Genomic DNA, 18,398 nt, shown 5'->3' with positions numbered 1-18,398 from the left:
ATCGAGTCTATGGGCGAATGTGAAGAGGGAAGCCATGGAGCTGTTCCTGATTTTCTCCATTATTGCTTTCCTCGTCATCGTCGGCAACGCATTGCTCTTGCTGCGCACGGCGCGAAAGCCGAAGCCGCCCGAGACGGTGCGGCCTAAGCCTTGCTGGGAAGACGAGGACTGAGGGCTTGTTTCAACCGGGGAGTCGGGATTTCCATGGATGCATCCGAAAATTCGCTGATCGGCCACTTGGTCGAAGTCCGGGCCGGACGTTTCGTCGCCCGTCTGCTGTCGGAGGAGGAAGGTTTCCGCAGCGAGGTGTCGCTGGGGGAGGAAGCCCAGCGTCCCGGTCAGGTCGGTGCCTACGTGTCGGTCCGGCATGGCGCATTCCGCATCCTCGCCCTGGTTCGGGAAGTCTCCGGCGGGGAAGCCGGATCGGCCGCCGGCAGCTCGATGCACCTGGTACCACTGGGCGAATTCAACGACAAGGGCGCATTCAGCCGCGGGGTGCGGCGTTATCCGGTGCCGGGCGCCGAGGTCCACGCCGCCGCGCCTCAAGAGATCAACGCCGTGTTCGCCCGCACCCGCAGCCTGCGGTTCAATCCGGGCTATCTGCCGAATCACCCCGCGACCGGCGTCTATCTCGACCCCTCGGCCCTGTGCAGCCGGCATTTCGCCATCCTCGGCCAATCCGGCGCCGGCAAGTCCTGGACCGTGGCCAGCCTGATCCAGCGCATGCTCGTCTCCAGTCCCAAGGCGCACATCATCCTGCTGGATCTGCACGGCGAGTACTGCTGGCGCGGCGCCGATGGCACGGTCCACAGCGCATTTCCGCCCGAGGCCACCCGGGCGATGGATGCCCGGGAGCTGGAAATTCCCTACTGGCTGATGAGTTTCGCCGAGCTGGTGGATCTCCTGATCGAGCGGGACGATCCGGCGGCCTCGATCCAGACCGCCTTCCTGCGCGAAGCGGTGTTCGAGCTCAAGCGGCGGAGTGCCCGCGGGCTGGGTCTGGAAGGGGTGTCGATCGATGCGCCGGTGTATTTCTCGCTGCAGGAGGTGTACGAGCGCTTCAAGGAAGCCAACGAACACCGGACCGATTTCGGCAAGACCAAGGGGCCGCTGTTCGGGCAGTTCGACGAATTCCTGCTCAAGCTCGGCAGCCGGCTGCACGACGTGCGCTACGACTTTCTGCTCAACCCGAGCCGCCGCAACCGTTCGGAGAGCCTGCCCGGCCTACTGCGGGATTTCGTCGGATTGGGCGAGCCGCGCTGCCGGATCAGCGTGATCGACCTGAGTCCCGTGCCGTTCGACGTGCGCCCGACCGTTTCCGCCCAGATCGGCCGCCTGGCCTTCGAGTTCAACTACTGGAATCCGGACCGGCGTGAATTCCCCATCCTGCTGGTCTGCGAAGAGGCGCACGCCTACATTCCCCGCGAACACGCCACCCAGTACGAAGGCACGCGGAAGTCGATGGAGCGCATCGCCAAGGAGGGGCGCAAATACGGCGTCGGCCTCGCCGTGGTCAGCCAGCGCCCGCACGAACTTTCCGAGACGGTGCTTTCGCAGTGCGGGTCCTACATCTGCCTGAGGATCAGTAATCCGGACGACCAGGCTTATGTCCGCAAGCTGGTGCCGGAGGGGGAGGCCGATCTGGTGGAGGCCCTCACCGCCCTCGGCCGGGGCGAGGCCCTGATCCTGGGCGAGACGACACCGCTGCCGGTACGCTGCCAGATATTCAAGCCGGACCCGCCGCCCAACAGCAACGACGTGGACTTCCATCGAGCCTGGAACGCCGATGCGGACGATCTCGACGTCGAGGCGATCGTCCGGCGCTGGTGGAGCCAGGGGCGGTAAGCCGCTCCCAGCGCTTGTATGCCCGCCGCCTTCGGTGTATGAGTAGGCTCATCCCCGCAGGCCGACGCCTTCCGCAAGCTCGGAAATCGGAGTCATGAACCTTACGACCGAAACCATCGACGGCAAGACCGTCCTGAGGCTGGGCGAACAGCGCCTGGATGCCCACAATTCCGGCGAGCTGAAGGACTTCATGCTCAAGCTGCTGGAGGGCGGCAGCCGCCATCTGGTCGTCGACCTGAGCGGAGTGGGATTCATCGACAGTTCGGGGCTGGGCGCCCTGTTGTCCGGGCAGAAGAATGCCGCTCTGCGCTCCAGCGTCTTGCTGCTGGCGGGTCTCCAGCCGCGGGTGCGCTCCATGTTCGAGCTGACCCGCCTGCACCGGGTGTTCGAGATCTATTCCACCGTCGAGGAAGCATTGCGCGGCGAGTAGCCGGGAGGGTGCCATGCACGGCGAAACCGATGTCGATGTCGACATCGCGGTCCCCAACCAGACCCGTTACCTCGGGCTGATCGGGAACATCGCGGAGCAGATCGCCAGGGAACTGGTGGACTACCGCGGTGACCGCGATACGCTGGGTTACCACATGAACCTGGTGCTGACCGAAGCCATGGTCAACGCGATCGAGCACGCCACGCCGGGTGAGACGGACAAGACGGTCCGGGTTTGGATCCACATCGAGGACGAGGAACTGTGCATCCGCGTCTACGACCAGGGGCAGGGTTTCGACCTGGAGTCCGTCCCGATGCCGGATTTCGACGAGCCGGGCGAACACGGCCGCGGCATCTTTTTCATCCGCACCCTGATGGACTCGGTGACCTACCGCCGTACCGAGAGCGGCAATGTCCTGGAAATGCGCAAGAAGCTGGCCTAGCTCAGCGGGAGGGCGCCGGTATGGACGGTAGGCGGCCGGCCGCCGGCCAAAGCTGGGAAAGCGCTTACGCCGCCGTTCTGAAGCGATTTTGCCGCAGCAGGAGGATCGCCGCGGAGCCGCTGCCCGATGCCCGGGTTTTCCCGGCCGAATACCGCTCGCGGATTCCGCCGGCGGCGGCAGTGCGGGATGCGATCTTGCTCGAAAAGGCCGTACGGACGGAATCCGGCGCTGCCGATCTGTGGCGGCCTTCCCCACGTTTCGGCGATGCTCACTGCCGGTTGCGAATCTACAGCCCGGCCGAGGAGGATCTCGACCGGATCATGCCGCTGCTGCAGAATCTGGGGCTCCGCATCGTCGATCAGATCCAGTTCAGGCTCGCCTTCCGAGGGCGATGCTGCTCCGTCCGCAGTTTCGTCGTGGCCTCGGGTGGAGCGCCGGCCGGTGATCTCATGCCGCTGCGCAAACCGCTGCTGTGTGCCCTGGCCGCCTTGACGGCGGGCCGCGTGGAGAATGACGCGCTCAACGCGCTGATCCTCGCCACCGGCCTGTCGTGGAAGGAAATCGACGTCTTCAGGGCCTATCACAATTACCGCCTGCAACTCGGCGGCCGGTTCGGGCGTTCGCGTTTTTTCCGGGCGCTGTTCAACAATCCCGATGCCACCCGGCTTCTCTACCGGTATTTCGAAAGCCGGTTCCACCCGGACGCGCAGGGTGACGAGGAGGCGCAGTCGGGGCTCCGGCAGGACTTCGTCGCGGCACTGAACGACGTGACGGACAGCGGGGAAGACCACGTCCTCCGGGATCTGTTCAACCTGATCGATGCCACCGTGCGCACGAATTTCTACCGCCGCCGCGACGATCCCGATTTCTTCATCGCCTTCAAGATCAGCAGCCTCGGCGTCTTCGACATGCCCGCGCCGAAACCGCTGTTCGAAATCTACGTGCATTCGGCGGCGATGGAGGGCATCCACTTGCGCGGCGCGCGAGTGGCCCGCGGCGGCATCCGGTGGTCGGACCGGCCGGACGATTTCCGGGTCGAGATACTGGACCTGATGCAGACCCAGATGATCAAGAATGCCCTGATCGTGCCGCAGGGCGCCAAGGGTGGCTTCGTCCTGAAGTCGCCCTGCCGCGATCCCGATGAGTGCCGGCGCCTCGCGGCGGCGGCCTATGCCACGCTCATCCGCGGCATGCTGGATTTGACCGACAACGTCACGGCGGGCGGTGTCATGCGGCCCCCTTTCGTCGTCGCCCATGACGATCCCGATCCGTATCTGGTCGTCGCCGCGGACAAAGGTACCGCGCGGCTTTCCGACACCGCCAACGCCATCGCTCAGGAATACGGCTTCTGGCTGGGGGATGCCTTCGCCGCTGGCGGCTCACAGGGTTACGACCATAAGCGTCTCGGCATCACGGCCCGCGGCGTATGGGAATGCGTGAAGCGCCATTTCGCGGAGTTGAATCGGGACATCGAAAAGGAGCCGTTCACGGTGGTCGGCGTCGGCAGCATGGACGGCGACGTGTTCGGCAACGGCATGCTGTATTCCCGGAACATCCGGTTGCTGGCGGCTTTCAGCGGCCAGCACATCTTTCTCGACCCGGACCCCGATCCGGAGGTGTCGTATCGGGAGCGGCGGCGGCTGTACGACCTGCCGGGTTCCAGTTGGGCGGATTACGACGGCCGGGCTATCTCATCCGGCGGCGGCGTGTTCCGGCGCGACGCGAAGGATATCCCCCTCTCGCCGCCGGTCCGGGCCTGGCTCGGCGTACGGCACCGGTCCGTCGACGGCGAAGGGCTCGTCCGCCTGCTGCTGACCGCCCCGGTCGATCTGCTCTGGCTGGGCGGCATCGGGACCTATGTGAAGGGCAGTGCGGAGAGCCACGAAGACGTCGGCGACCGGGCCAACGACGCGGTGCGGGTGGACGGCATCGAGTTGCGTGCGGCGGTGGTGGCGGAAGGCGCCAACCTCGGCTTTACCCAGCCGGGACGCGTGGAGTTCGCCTTGGGCAACGGCCACATCAATACCGATGCGGTGGACAATTCGGCCGGCGTGGATCTGTCCGACCACGAGGTCAACCTGAAGATACTGACCGGACTGTTGCGGGAGCAGGGGATATTGGGCGGCGGAGAGGAGCGCAACTGGTTTCTGGCCGAGCTGACCCGTACCGTTTGCGATTCGGTGCTGCGAGACAACGCGTCCCAGAGCCTCTGTATTTCGCTCGACCGGGAACGCTGCCTTCGTGACGCGGAGCCTTTCCTGGAGCTCGCGGAGCGGCTCGAAAACGCCGGCAGCCTGGACCCTGGCTACGAGTCGTTCCCGGGCCGGAAAGAGGTTCAGGCCCGCGAGGGGCGCGGGCTGGTCCGGCCGGAACTGGCGGTCCTGCTCGCCCATGCCAAGCTGGTCCTGAAGCGGGCACTGCTCGACGCGCCCGGCTTCCTCGAAGCCGAATGGTGCCGTCCGATCCTGGCGGAATATTTTCCGCCGGAGGCGAGGCAGCGTTGTGGCTCGGCTCTCCATGAGCATTCCCTGGCCTCTGAAATCACGGCCACCGTCATCTGCAATCGCATCCTGGACCAGGCCGGCCCGTCTTTCCTCGCTCTGGCCGACGAACTCGATCCGGGCATAGCCGCCGATCTGGCCGGCGCCTATCTGTGCTTCGACGCCGTCCTCGGGGGCGCGGCGTTGCGGAGAACGGTTTCGGCGTGGGGCGGAAGCGTGGAGGTGTCTCGCTCATACCGCATGCTTTTGGACCTGGAGGATCTCCTGTGCGCCTGTTGCGACTGGGCGGTCCGTGAGGGTCTCGGACTGCGTCCCTCTGAAACCGAAATCGGAGTCTGGCGGTCCGATCTGGCGGAGTATCTGCACTACCGGGAGGCATCGCTCGGCGACGTTGAGCGAACGGCTTGGGGCGGGCGGCTGGCCGAGTTGAAGGGGCTCGGGTTCGGCCAAGAGCAAGCTCGGATATTGGCGTTGCTCGCGGAGCTCCGGGATTTTCCGGTGCTGGCGAAGCTCGCCCGATCGGCCGGTGCGCCATTGGAAAAGGTTGCCGCCGTGGACGACGCCATCGCCGAACATCTGGGGATTCGCCGCTGTCTCAACCTGCTCCGCAACGTCCGGCCGCGCGACCGCTGGGAGCGGCGCGCGCAGGCCGCTCTCCTCGAGCGGTTCCGCAGGGCCGCGGCGCACCTGACCGGGCAGGCATTGCGGGCGGAGAGGCTGGAACCGTCGGCCTTGTTTTCCGGGGAGCGGCTTCGGCGCCGGCTGACGCGGTTCCGGCGGCTGCTGAACGAGCTGGAAGAAACCTCCTCGCCGTCCCTGACGCCTTTCGCCGTCCTGGGCGTGGAGCTGGAAGCTCTGGTCGACCTGGGGCGGTCGCCGGGCGTCTGAAGGAGCGGTCCATGCGGCAACCGGAACTCTCGCGGGCATTGCTGAACGCCTTCGACGAAGCGCTCTGCCTGTTGGATTCGGCCGGAAATCTCGTGGAGATGAACGGAGCGGCGGAACGCCTCCTCGGCTGCGGCAGGCAAGCCCTGCTGGGGAAAAAACTGTTGCCGGAGCCAGCATCCGCGACATCGGCCCGGCGGACGCGGATCAGCCTGGGGTGCGGGAAAGACCGGCTGCTCGATTGCGAAATCCGTCCGCTGGATGCCGCCGGCATCGCGATGGGCCTGCTGCGTCTGTCGGATCCCTCGGCGAAGGATGCCGGTGGCCGAGACAGCGAAGCGACCCTGCGGGCGGTGCTCGATACACTGGTCGACGGCATCGTCGTGATCGATGATCGGGGCGCCATCCAGTTGTTCACGCCGGCGGCGGAACGCATGTTCGGCTACCATGCCGATGAGGTCCTCGGCCGCAATGTCGGACTGCTGATGCCATCGCCCTATCGCGAGGAGCATGACGCCTACATCGGCCGTTATCTCCGCACCGGCGAGGCGAGGATCATCGGGATCGGACGCGAGGTCCAGGGGCGGCGGAAGAATGGCCGGCTGTTTCCGCTCCACCTCTCGGTCGGCGAGCTCCGCATGGATCGGCGCCGCTGGTTCGTGGGCATAACCCGCGACCTGACCACGAGGAAACAGACCGAGGACCGGCTCCTCATGCTCTCCAGCGCCGTGGACCAAAGCCCCTCGGCGGTGCTGATCGCCGACCCGCAGGGCCGTATCCAGTACGTGAATAGAGGTTTCACGGCACTGACGGGGTACGGCGCGGAGGAACTCGTCGGCACGCGGCCCGGTGTGGCGAGGGCAGGGGATGCGGACCGGTTCGGACGTCTGCGCCATGTCATGCGCTCGCAAGGGGAATGGCGCGGAGAGGTGAGGGATATCCGCAAGAACGGCGAAATCTATTGGGCGCTCGAAAGCATCACCCCGATTCGCAGCGCAACCGGCGAGGTGACGCACTATCTCGTCATCCAGCAGGACATCACCGAACAAAAGCGGGACAAGGAGGCGCTCGCCGAGAGCGAGGAGCGATTCCGCCAAGTGGCGGAAATGGCCGGCGAATGGCTCTGGGAGCAGGACCCCGAGGGGCATTACCTCTACAGCAGCGGCGCGGTCCGGGCCATCCTCGGCTTCGAGCCGGAAGAGGTGCGTGGCAAACATTACTTCGAGCTGCTGACGCCCGAGGACCGGCAGCACTGGATGAGCACTCTGCCGCCGGCCAAGGCGAGCGAAAAGCCGTTCTTCCGCCTCATCAACCGCTACCGGCACAAGGACGGGCACGAGGTCTATACCGAATCCACGGGGGCGCCGATCTTCGGCGAGCGGGGCGAACTCATCAAATGGCGGGGCGTCGACCACGACATCACCACCCGAAAGCGCTACGAGGACGAGCTGAGGGTGCGCAACCGCGCGATCGAGTCGGCAAGCGTAGGCATCAACATCGCCGATGCGCAGACCAAGGGATTGCCGAACGTTTATGTCAATCCGGCGCTCAGCTCGATCACCGGCTATTCACGGGAGGAACTGCTCCAACACAGCATGCGGATGCTGCAGGGATCGGAGACCGATCCTGCAAGCATCGAAGAAATCCGCGAGGCGATCCGGGCGGGCCGGCCATGCCGGCTGACGATCAGGAACTACCGCAAGGACGGCACGCCGTTCTGGAACGAGCTGCTGATCTCGCCGGTGAAGGACGAAGCCGGCGTCATCACCCACTACATCGGGATCCAGACGGATGTGACAGAGCGCCGCCGCGCCGAGGAGGAGCGGCATGAGCTGGAAATCGCTAAGCAGATCCAGCTCTCGCTCCTGCCCGAGGCTCCGCTTCACCTGGCGACTGCCGAGATCGCCGGACTCTGCGTGCCCGCGACCCATGTGGGGGGCGATTATTTCGATTATTTCCATCGCGGCGATTTGGTGGACCTGGTCATCGCCGACGTCTCCGGCCACAGCGTCGGCGCCGCGCTCATCATGGCGGAGGCCCGCAGCGTGCTCCGGGCGGAGGCTCGCAGGACGCTGGCCGAGCCCGTTTCGGGCGAAGGCGTCGCCCCGATTCTCGGCGGCATCAACGACATGCTGCATGAGGACCTGTCGGGGGCGGACCTGTTCATCACGATGTTCTACGTCCGCTACGATTGCCGGATGCGCAGGCTGAGCTACGCCAACGCGGGGCACAATTTCGCGCTGCTGCTCAGGAACGGGGAGGAGAGCTGCATTCCTCTGGACGCGGACGGTTTGGTCCTGGGCGTCAGAAAAGGCGTGTCTTTCGAGGAAAAGACCGAGGACTTGAAAGCCGGGGACTGGCTGCTGCTCTATACCGACGGCGTGATCGAGGCGCAGAACGGCGAAGGGGAGTTCTTCGGCATCGCCAGGCTCTGCCACCAGTTTTCGACACGCCGCTCACTGGCGCCTGAGGCGATGGTGGCCGGACTCCTGGCCGAGCTTCGGGCATTCGCCGGGAAGAACCCTCTGCGGGACGACGTCAGCATGGTGGCCCTGCGAGCGCGCTGACGCGGGATGCCTTGCCTCGGCCGGTCAGCCATCGCGTTGCCGGCCCACGGCGGGAACCGCCCTCATTCCGCTTCGGTGCTCGCCTTGAAGACCGGCATGGCGGCCTGGAGATAAACGACCATCGACCACAGCGTCAGCACGGCGGAAACCACCAGCAGCAATTCGCCCGTCGTCTTGACCGCACTGTGCCGGGCATCCAGACCGAGCAGCAGGAGCGTGATCGCCAGCATCTGGAAGGTGGTTTTCCATTTCCCCAGGGAGGATACTTCGACCCGCTTCCGCTGCCCGATTTCCGCCATCCACTCGCGCAGCGAGGCGATGGTGATCTCCCTGCCGATGATGATGGCGGAGGCCACCGCGATCAGCGGTTGGGGTTCGGCCTGCACGATCAGGACCAGAGCGACGGCGACCATCAGCTTGTCGGCCACGGGGTCCAGGAACGCACCGAAGCGGGTGGCCAGGCCCATCCGCCGGGCGAGGTAGCCGTCCAGCCAGTCGGTGGCTGCGGCAAACGCGAAAATGATGCCGCAGACGACGTGGGCAGCGCTCCAGGGCACGTAGAACAGCACCGCGAGGATCGGGATGAGCACGATCCGGAGCAGCGTCAGGTAGGTGGGCAGGTTGAAGTGCATGAGTTAGGCGCCATGATCGTGGAACATGTCGTAGATGCGCTGAGCCAGTTGCCGGTTGATTCCCTCGACGCTGCTCAGGGCTTCCACGTCGGCGCGGCTGATCTGCCGCAAGCCTCCGAACTGCCGCAGCAGCTGCTGGCGCCGTTTGGGGCCCAATCCCGCGATCGCCTGCAGCGGGGACTGGATCGCGGCTTTTGCCCGCCGTTGCCGGTGCCCGGTGATGGCGAAGCGGTGCGCCTCGTCGCGGATGTGCTGAATGAGCAGGGAACCGGGGTTGTTGGGTTCGACGACGATGGGATCGCTGCAGCCTGCTTTGAACAGGGTCTCCATGCCGGGCTTTCTGTCGGGCCCTTTGGCGATGCCGATTATACGGATATTTCCCACGCCGAGTTCGTCGAGTGCCTGGGCCGCCGCGTGAATCTGGCCCTTGCCGCCGTCGATGAACAGGATGTCCGGCGTCTCGACCTCGCCGGCGCGAACCCGCTGGTAGCGGCGTGACAGCGCCTGGGCCATGGCCGCATAGTCGTCGCCGCCGGTGATGCCTTCGATGTTGAAGCGGCGGTAGGCCGACTTCAGAGGGCCGTTGCGGTCGAACACGACGCAGGACGCGACGGTCTGGTCGCCCTGGGTATGGCTGATGTCGAAACATTCCATGCGGTTGGGCGGCTCCGCGAGACCCAGCATCTCGGTCAGGTGCCGCAGGCGATCGGCGATGTTCTGCTGGCTGGCCAGCCGGGTTTTCAGCGCGTATTCGGCGTTGGCTTGAGCCAGTTCCAGACGCCTGGCGCGCTCGCCCCGCAGCCGCCAGGAAATCTTGACGCCGCGCCCGGCCTGCTGTCCGAGCACGGCCTCGAACAGCTCGCGGTCGCGGATCTCGTGGCTCAGCAGCAGTTCGCGCGGGATCTCCTTGTCCAGGTAGAACTGGGGGATGAAGGCCTCTAGCACGGCCGCGGCGTCGTGTTCGTCCTGCATTCTCGGGAAAAAGCTGCGGTCGCCGATCTGCTGCCCGTTGCGGATGAACACGACGTGGACGCAGCCGATATTGCCCCTGATGGCGCAGGCGATCATGTCGAGATCGCCCTGCTCGCCGGCGACGAGCTGCTTCGCCAGTACGGTCCGAAGGTTGGAAATCTGGTCGCGGTAGCGCGCCGCCTTTTCGAACTCGAGGCGCTGGGCGGCTTGTTCCATGCGCTGCGCGAGCCGGTCGATCAGCGCTTCGCCCCGGCCCTCCAGGAACAGCAGGGTGTTGGCGACGTCCTCGCCGTAAGCGTCCGGCCCGACCAGTCCCACGCAAGGGCCGGTGCAGCGCTCGATCTGGTACTGCAGGCAGGGCCGGGTGCGGTTGGCGAAATACGAGTCCTCGCATTGCCGGACCGGGAAGATTTTCTGCAGGGTTTTCAGGCTGTCGCGCACCGCGGCGGCGCTCGGGAAGGGTCCGAAGAAGCGCCCCGGCCGCGCCCGGCTGCCGCGATGGAAGGCCAGCCGCGGAAATTCCTGGTGGGTGGAGACGTAGATGTAGGGATAGCTCTTGTCGTCGCGCAGGTTGATGTTGTAGCGCGGCTTATGGCGTTTGATGAGCTGGTTTTCCAGCAGCAACGCCTCGCCCTCGGTGCGGGTTACAGTGACCTCGATCGCCTGCACCCGCGCCACCATCGCATTCTGCTTGGGCGAATTGTCGCGCTGGGCGAAGTGGCTGGCCACACGCTTCTTCAGGTTCTTGGCCTTGCCGACGTAGATCACCTCGCCGTTTCCGTCCAGCATCTTGTAGACGCCGGGTGCACCGGTCAGGGTCGCCAGGAAGGCCTTGATGTCGAAAGCCGCTGCCGCGGTGCTCATGGTGCCGAAAGGGGAAGCCTGGGAGATTACCGATGCCCATTATATTCCTCCGCAGCCGCTTTCCCCATTTCGCCCGTCCAGCCGCCCGCAGGCGGGCCGGCCCCCGCATTTCTCCAGGGGTCCGGTTTTGCGGTATCATGCGCGGATTACGTTTTCGTCCGGAATTCACCGAATCATGCTTGGCAAGCTTGTCAGAAAAGTCGTCGGCAGCCGCAACGACCGCATCATCAAACGCAAGAGGCGTCTGGTCAAGAAGATCAACCAGCTCGAACCCACGATCGCGGCGCTGACCGACGAGGCGCTGGGACGGAAGACCCTGGAGTTCCGGGAGCGGCTGAGCGGCGGAGAGGCTCTCGATGACCTGCTGGTGGAGGCTTTCGCGGTGGTGCGGGAGGCTTCGCGGCGCGTGCTGAACATGCGCCATTTCGACGTTCAGCTGATCGGCGCCATGGTGCTGAACGACGGCCAGATCGCCGAGATGAAAACCGGCGAAGGCAAGACGCTGGTCGCCACCCTGGCGGCGTACCTCAACGCGCTGCCCGGCAAAGGTTGCCACGTGGTGACGGTGAACGACTATCTGGCGCGGCGCGACGCCGAGTGGATGGGCAAGCTTTACGGTTTCCTGGGCCTGAGCACCGGCGTCATCGTCAGTAACCTGGAACAGGAACAGCGCCGCCACGCCTATGCCTGCGACATCACCTACGGCACCAACAACGAATTCGGTTTCGACTATCTGCGCGACAACATGGCGTTCACCCTGGATCAGCGGGTGCAACGCGATCCGTTTTTCGCGATCGTCGACGAAGTAGACTCCATCCTCATCGACGAGGCGCGAACGCCCCTGATCATCTCCGGTCCGACCGAAGACCGCAGCGATCTCTATCACAAAGTCAACACACTGATCCCTCATCTGATCCGCCAGGAAAAGGAAGGCGGGCCGGGCGATTATTCGGTGGACGAGAAGGCGCGCCAGGTTTACCTGACGGAGACCGGACACGAGACCATCGAGCGGGTGATGGTGGAACAGGGCCTGATCGGCGCCGAAGAAAGCCTCTACGACGCCGTCAACATCCGCCTGATGCACTACATCAATGCCGCCCTGAAAGCGCACGCGCTGTTCCAGCGCGACGTGGACTACATCGTGCGTGACGGACAGATCATCATCGTCGACGAATTCACCGGCCGCGCCATGCCCGGCCGGCGCTGGTCCGAGGGGTTGCACCAGGCGGTGGAGGCGAAGGAGAACGTGCAGGTGCACAACGAGAACCAGACGCTGGCCTCGATCACCTTCCAGAATTATTTCCGCCTTTACGAGAAACTGGCCGGCATGACCGGCACGGCGGACACCGAGGCGCCGGAGTTCCACCAGATCTACGGTCTCGAGGTGGTCATGGTCCCGCCGAACCGGCCGATGATCCGGAACGACATGGGCGATCTGGTCTATCTCACCGCCCGCGAGAAGTTCGCCGCGATCGTCGAGGACATCAAGTATTGCGTCGACCACGGCAAGCCGGTGCTGGTCGGCACCGCTTCGATCGAGAATTCGGAGCTGCTGTCCGGCATTCTGCGCCAGGCCGGTGTGCCGCACCAGGTGCTCAACGCCAAGCATCACGAGCAGGAAGCGCACATCATCGCCCAGGCCGGCCGTCCCGGGGCGGTCACCATCGCCACCAACATGGCCGGCCGAGGCACGGACATCGTGCTGGGCGGCAGCCTGGAGGAGGACTTGGCCCATGCCGATCCGGCCATGGCCGAGCAGATCAAGGCGGAATGGCAGCAGCGCCACGACGCCGCCGTCGCCGCCGGCGGCCTGCACGTCATCGGCTCCGAGCGCCACGAGTCGCGCCGCATCGACAACCAGTTGCGCGGCCGTTCGGGACGTCAAGGGGATCCGGGTTCCACCCGCTTCTATCTCTCGCTGGAAGATCCTCTGATGCGCATTTTCGCTTCCGACCGGGTCGCTGTGCTGATGCAGCGCCTCGGCATGAAGGAAGGGGAGTCGATCGAGCATCCGTGGGTGACCCGCGCCATCGAGAACGCCCAGCGCAAGGTGGAAGCGCGCAATTTCGACATCCGCAAGCAGTTGCTGGAATACGACAACGTCGCCAACGACCAGCGCAAAGTGATCTACCACATGCGCACCGAACTGATGCGGGCCGACGATATTTCCAAGACCATCGAGGACATCCGTCACGACGTGCTCGGCCGCATGTTCGCCGAACACGTGCCTCCGCACAGCCTCGAGGAGCAGTGGGACGTCCGCGGACTGGAGGAGGTGATCGAGCGCGAGATCGGTTTGAGCCTGCCGATACGGCGATGGCTGGACGACGAACCCGACCTCCATGAGGAGACCTTGCTGGAGCGCATCATTCAGGAGGCCGACGCCGCTTATGCCGCCAAGGTCGAAGCGATCGGACCGCAGGTCATGCGGCACTTCGAGAAGTCGGTGATGCTCCAGGTGCTCGACAATTCCTGGAAGGAGCATCTGGCCTCGATGGACCATCTGCGCCAGGGAATACATCTGCGCGGCTACGCTCAGAAGGACCCCAAGCAGGAATACAAGCGGGAAGCCTTCGAGATGTTCACCGGCATGCTCGACGGCATCAAGCAGGAGGTGGTCGGCATCGTCTCCCGCGTCCAGGTCCATTCCGAGGAGGAAGTCCAGGAGATGGAGGAACAGAGCCGCCAGCCGCAGGAAATGCAGTTCCAGCACGCCGAGGTCAGCGCCCTGACCGTGGAGGAGCCTCCCGCTGCGCCGGAAAAATCGCAGGAATATGCGGTTCCGGAAGGCCCCCGCCCATTCGTGCGCCCCGGCGACAAGGTCGGCCGCAACGACCCTTGCCCTTGCGGCTCCGGGAAAAAATACAAGCAGTGCCATGGCCGTCTCGCCTGAGAAGGAAGGAGCGGCGCACGGCCGCATCAGTCCGGTATCCGGGATCCGCCTCGGCACCGCGGCGGCGGCTATCAAGCATGTCGGGCGCGACGACGTGCTGCTCATCGAAATGACGGAAGGCTCGACCTGCGCGGCGGTGTTCACCCGGAACGCCTTCTGCGCAGCGCCGGTCACCGTGTCGCGCGAACATCTGGGGCAGGCGCCGCGCTGGCTTCTGGTCAACTCGGGCAACGCCAATGCCGGGACCGGTGCGCGAGGTCTGGCGGATGCCCGCGCGAGCTGCGAGGCGGTCGCCGCACTGGCCGGCGGGCGGGCCGAACAGGTCCTGCCCTTTTCCACCGGGGTGATCGGCGAATATCTGCCGCTCGACAAGATCCGCGCAGCCTTGCCGAAGGCCTTCGAGGCCTTGTCGGAGAACGGCTGGGAGGCCGCTGCCCGCGCCATCATGACCACCGACACCCGGCCGAAGACGGCGAGCCGCAGAATCGAGATCGAGGGGCATCCCGTCTTTGTGTCCGGTATCGCCAAGGGCGCCGGCATGATTCACCCGGACATGGCGACTCTGCTGGCCTTCGTCGGTACCGATGCCCGTATCGGGGCCCAGTTGCTGCAGAGCGTTCTGCAACATGCGGTGGACCGCTCCTTCAATTGCATCACCGTCGACGGCGACACCTCGACCAATGACGCCTGCGTGCTGATGGCGAGCCAGCGCTCGGACGCGCCGCCGATCGAGCCGGGCAGTTCCCACCTCGAGACCTTCCAGGCCGCCGTCGACGCGGTGCTGGATGATCTGGCCGAAGAGATCGTCCGCGACGGGGAAGGCGCCACCAAGTTCATCCGCATCGTGGTCGAAGAAGCGGCTTCGGAAGACGAGGCCAGGCGGGTCGGGAAAACCATCGCGCATTCGCCCCTGGTCAAGACCGCCTTTTTCGCCAGCGATCCCAATTGGGGCCGGATCCTGGCGGCGGTCGGGCGGGCGGGATGCGATGACCTGGATATCTCGCGGGTGGCGATCTGGCTGGACGAGGTCCGGATCGTCGCCGGCGGCGGACGCGACCGCGGCTATACCGAGGCGCAGGGCGTCGCCGTGATGCAGCGGCCGGAGATTACCGTGCGAGTATCGCTGGGAAGGGGTAAGGCTTCCGCCCGCGTGTTGACCTGCGATTTGTCGTTCGATTACGTCCGTATCAACGCCGAGTACCGGACCTGAATTTCCGTTGACGTCCCCCGGAAACAAGGAGATTCGCGTAGCCGCCGGTGTCATCGAAGATGCCGCCGGCCGCATCCTGATCGCCCAACGGCCGGCCGAGGCGGATCAGGGCGGCCTGTGGGAGTTTCCCGGTGGCAAGATCGAACCCGGCGAGACGCCGCTCGATGCCTTGCGCCGCGAGTTGATGGAGGAGATAGGCATCGCCGTGGACAGCGCCGAACCGATGCTGGTGGTGCGCCACGACTATCCCTCGCGGCGGGTCGTCCTCGACATCTGGCGGGTTCGGCGGTTTTCCGGTGTCGCCCGCGGCTGTCTGGGACAGCCCATTCGCTGGGTCGGCGCCGACGAACTGGTCGATTTCCAATTCCCGGCGGCGAACCGTTTCATCGTGACGGCGGCCCGGCTGCCGTTCCATTATCCGATCGTGGACGATGCCGCGGGCGATCTCGCGGCCATGCGCCGCCATTTCCGGCGGCTGGTGGCTGAAGGCTATTCGTTGATCCAGTTGCGGGCTAAAGCGCTGTCGCGGACGGACTACCGCGCGTTCGCGCGGGAATGCTTGGAGTACTGTGCCGACGATCGCACTCGATTGCTATTGAATGCCGAGCCGGAACTGGCGGTCGAGCTCGGTGCCGCCGGCGTTCATCTCACCAGCGCGCGCTTGAACAGCCTGAATTCAAGGCCGCTGGACGAAAGATTCTGGGTCGCCGCTTCGTGCCACGACGCGGGTGAACTGGAAAAGGCGGAATCTCTGCAACTGGATTTCGCCGTCTTCGGTCCCGTGTTGCCTACCCGGTCCCATCCGGCGTCGGCTCCGCTGGGCTGGGAGCGTTTCTCCGAATGCCTCCGGGCCGTCAACCTCCCGGTATACGCATTGGGCGGGATGGCGGTGGAGTATCTCGCCGGCGCCAGATCGGCCGGCGCCTGGGGGATAGCGGGCATTCGGGGATTTCTGTGATCGCAATGCTCCATGGAAGTGCTGTATGCACTAATATAGTGCGCCATTTGTTTCGCATGGCGCTTAACTCGGGCGTAAAATCAAGAAGATATTTGCCCGGTACCCTTGGTACAATTTTTGTGTAACCTTTGAATTACCCAATCCTAGCTGGAGGAGACGACCTTACTATGACACCGAAAGACGTATTGCAGATCATCAAGGAAAAGGAAGTCCGCTACGTGGACCTGCGTTTCGCCGACACCCGCGGCAAGGAACAGCACGTGACCGTCCCCGCTTCGACGATCGACGAGGCCGCCTTCGAAGAAGGCAAGATGTTCGACGGTTCCTCGATCGCCGGATGGAAAGGCATCAACGAGTCCGACATGATTCTGATGCCGGACGCATCCACCGCGGTGATGGACCCGTTCTTTGACGATCCGACACTGATCATCCGTTGCGACATCGTCGAACCGGCCACCATGCAGGGCTACGAACGTGATCCGCGCTCCATCGCCAAGCGGGCCGAAGCCTACATGAAGTCCATCGGCATCGCGGACACCGCACTGTTCGGGCCGGAAAACGAATTCTTCATCTTCGACGACGTCCGCTGGGGCGCCAACATGTCCGGCTCCTTCTACAAGGTCGATTCCGAAGAAGCGGGCTGGAACTCGGAAAAAGTCTACGAAGACGGCAACATCGGCCACCGTCCCGGCATCAAGGGCGGCTATTTCCCGGTTCCGCCGGTCGATTCGTTCCAGGATCTGCGTTCGGCCATGTGCAACACCCTGGAAGACATGGGCATGGTCGTGGAAGTCCATCATCATGAGGTCGCCACCGCGGGCCAATGTGAAATCGGCGTCCGCTGCAACACCCTGGTGAAGAAGGCCGACGAAGTCCTGCTGCTCAAGTACGCCGTGCAGAACGTGGCGCACGCCTACGGCAAGACCGCGACCTTCATGCCGAAGCCGCTGGTCGGCGACAACGGCAACGGCATGCACGTTCACCAGTCGCTGGCGAAGGACGGCAAGAATCTCTTCAGCGGCGAACTCTACGGCGGCCTGTCCGAAACCGCGCTGTACTATATCGGCGGCATCATCAAGCACGCCAAGGCCCTGAACGCGTTCTGCAACGCCTCCACCAACAGCTACAAGCGTCTGGTGCCGGGCTTCGAAGCGCCGGTCATGCTGGCCTATTCCGCCCGTAACCGTTCGGCTTCCATCCGTATCCCTTACGTGATGAACCCGAAGGCCCGCCGCATCGAAGTTCGCTTCCCGGACTCCACCGCGAATCCGTACCTTGCATTCGCGGCGATGCTGATGGCCGGTCTCGACGGCATCCAGAACAAGATCCACCCGGGCGATGCCATGGACAAGGATCTGTACGATCTGCCACCGGAAGAAGAAAAGGCCATCCCCCAGGTCTGCTACTCCTTCGATCAGGCTCTGGAAGCGTTGGACAGCGATCGCGAGTTCCTGACCCGCGGCGGCGTCTTCACCGACGACATGATCGATGCTTATCTCGAACTCAAGGGTCAGGAAGTGACTCGTCTGCGCATGAGCACCCACCCGGTCGAGTTCGATATGTACTACAGCCTGTAATAATCCGGCCCGTCCCAGACGGTCCCATGTCGTCCCAGAACCCGCCTAAGTCAATGACTTGGCGGGTTTTTTATGTCCCACGCCGTTCAAGCAGGTGCTAAGGGCGCAAGACGGATATCGGCGATGCCCAGTGGCTGGCCATGCTGGCCCGCCCCGCTGTGCCCAGCGCGGCGCCACGGCGGTCCAGGTCAACCCGGCCGAAACCGCGCTGGACGGCCATGCCGGCTACAATCTGCGGGGCGCGGCAGGCAAGGTCATGCCGCTGCCGCTCCAAGCCCTCCGGAGATCACGCCCATGAAGATCAAGCGCCTGGCTGGAGCCGCCCTCGGCGTCAGCCTGGCGGCCGCCGCCGACGATGCCGCCCGCTGCTACAACATCCGCGACAAGGACCTGCGCAACGCCTGCCTCGCCGACACCCGCGGCGACAAGAGCCGCTGCTACTCGATCCAGGATGCCGACGCCGAACAGCTCTGCCTCGCCCGCCTCACCGGCGACAAATCGCGCTGCTACAACGTCCGCGACAAGGACCTGCGCGCGGCCTGTCTGGCGGGAATGGGACGCTGAGCTTGCGGCAAGCCCCCGCCGGTTTCAGAATCGGCTCTCCAGACGCAGAACCGCAGAA

The 18,398-nt window shown here is 64.7% G+C and carries 14 protein-coding genes; 12 read left to right on the top strand and 2 right to left on the bottom strand.

The features are described 5' to 3' along the window. Nucleotides 1-34: 34 nt before the first annotated feature. The 6 genes from ABZN20_RS03655 to ABZN20_RS03630 all read left to right on the top strand — a co-directional run bounded on the left by ABZN20_RS03655 (nucleotide 35) and on the right by ABZN20_RS03630 (nucleotide 8,670). Nucleotides 35-172 carry a hypothetical protein gene (locus ABZN20_RS03655; RefSeq protein ID WP_367026778.1) on the top strand — a complete coding sequence of 46 codons (138 nt, stop codon included), beginning with the start codon at nucleotides 35-37 and terminating at the stop codon, nucleotides 170-172. Between the two features lie 32 nt (nucleotides 173-204). Beyond that, complete coding sequence (locus ABZN20_RS03650) at nucleotides 205-1,845, top strand: ATP-binding protein (protein ID WP_367026777.1); 1,641 nt, start codon at nucleotides 205-207, stop codon at nucleotides 1,843-1,845. A gap of 94 nt (nucleotides 1,846-1,939) precedes the next feature. Then, the gene (locus ABZN20_RS03645) at nucleotides 1,940-2,275 is read left to right on the top strand and encodes an STAS domain-containing protein (protein ID WP_218806881.1); all 336 of its coding nucleotides are present in this window, start codon (nucleotides 1,940-1,942) and stop codon (nucleotides 2,273-2,275) included. A gap of 13 nt (nucleotides 2,276-2,288) precedes the next feature. Further along, nucleotides 2,289-2,717: an ATP-binding protein gene (locus ABZN20_RS03640; protein ID WP_218806882.1), complete on the top strand. Its 429-nt coding sequence runs from the start codon at nucleotides 2,289-2,291 to the stop codon at nucleotides 2,715-2,717. Nucleotides 2,718-2,737: 20 nt separating this feature from the next. Then, entirely contained in the window at nucleotides 2,738-6,106 is a 3,369-nt protein-coding gene (locus ABZN20_RS03635) for an NAD-glutamate dehydrogenase domain-containing protein (protein WP_367026776.1), read from the top strand. 11 nt (nucleotides 6,107-6,117) lie between these two features. Then, a complete protein-coding gene (locus tag ABZN20_RS03630; protein ID WP_367026775.1) occupies nucleotides 6,118-8,670 on the top strand; it encodes a PAS domain S-box protein in 2,553 nt (850 codons plus the stop codon). A gap of 62 nt (nucleotides 8,671-8,732) precedes the next feature. On the opposite strand, the gene pgsA is transcribed toward ABZN20_RS03630, so the two are convergent. Both pgsA and uvrC read right to left on the bottom strand, forming a co-directional pair. Beyond that, complete coding sequence (pgsA, locus tag ABZN20_RS03625; protein ID WP_218806884.1) at nucleotides 8,733-9,302, bottom strand: CDP-diacylglycerol--glycerol-3-phosphate 3-phosphatidyltransferase; 570 nt, start codon at nucleotides 9,300-9,302, stop codon at nucleotides 8,733-8,735. Nucleotides 9,303-9,305: 3 nt separating this feature from the next. Then, on the bottom strand, nucleotides 9,306-11,138 hold the full coding sequence (gene uvrC / locus ABZN20_RS03620; RefSeq protein WP_367026774.1) for an excinuclease ABC subunit UvrC: 1,833 nt from the start codon (nucleotides 11,136-11,138) through the stop codon (nucleotides 9,306-9,308). 175 nt (nucleotides 11,139-11,313) lie between these two features. Here uvrC and secA point away from each other — a divergent pair, with 175 nt between their 5' ends. From secA to ABZN20_RS03590, 6 genes are all read left to right on the top strand, one after another. After that, nucleotides 11,314-14,031: a preprotein translocase subunit SecA gene (gene secA, locus ABZN20_RS03615; RefSeq protein WP_367026773.1), complete on the top strand. Its 2,718-nt coding sequence runs from the start codon at nucleotides 11,314-11,316 to the stop codon at nucleotides 14,029-14,031. Further along, the gene (gene argJ / locus ABZN20_RS03610; protein WP_367026772.1) at nucleotides 14,015-15,241 is read left to right on the top strand and encodes a bifunctional glutamate N-acetyltransferase/amino-acid acetyltransferase ArgJ; all 1,227 of its coding nucleotides are present in this window, start codon (nucleotides 14,015-14,017) and stop codon (nucleotides 15,239-15,241) included. The genes secA and argJ overlap by 17 nt, the downstream gene beginning before the upstream one ends. Before the next feature lie 7 nt (nucleotides 15,242-15,248). Continuing rightward, nucleotides 15,249-16,199 carry a Nudix family hydrolase gene (locus ABZN20_RS03605; RefSeq protein WP_367026771.1) on the top strand — a complete coding sequence of 317 codons (951 nt, stop codon included), beginning with the start codon at nucleotides 15,249-15,251 and terminating at the stop codon, nucleotides 16,197-16,199. A gap of 167 nt (nucleotides 16,200-16,366) precedes the next feature. Then, nucleotides 16,367-17,776: a glutamate--ammonia ligase gene (gene glnA / locus ABZN20_RS03600; protein WP_367026770.1), complete on the top strand. Its 1,410-nt coding sequence runs from the start codon at nucleotides 16,367-16,369 to the stop codon at nucleotides 17,774-17,776. Between the two features lie 130 nt (nucleotides 17,777-17,906). Next, on the top strand, nucleotides 17,907-18,074 hold the full coding sequence (locus ABZN20_RS03595) for a hypothetical protein (RefSeq protein WP_367026769.1): 168 nt from the start codon (nucleotides 17,907-17,909) through the stop codon (nucleotides 18,072-18,074). Continuing rightward, the gene (locus ABZN20_RS03590; protein WP_218806890.1) at nucleotides 18,071-18,340 is read left to right on the top strand and encodes a hypothetical protein; all 270 of its coding nucleotides are present in this window, start codon (nucleotides 18,071-18,073) and stop codon (nucleotides 18,338-18,340) included. Before ABZN20_RS03595 ends, ABZN20_RS03590 begins: the two co-directional genes overlap by 4 nt. Nucleotides 18,341-18,398: the final 58 nt, after the last annotated feature.

This window comes from Methylococcus sp. ANG (assembly GCF_040730495.1).
GTDB lineage: Bacteria > Pseudomonadota > Gammaproteobacteria > Methylococcales > Methylococcaceae > Methylococcus.
Note: the sequence above shows the minus strand (reverse complement) of the source record. Positions and strands in the feature narration are given on the sequence as shown.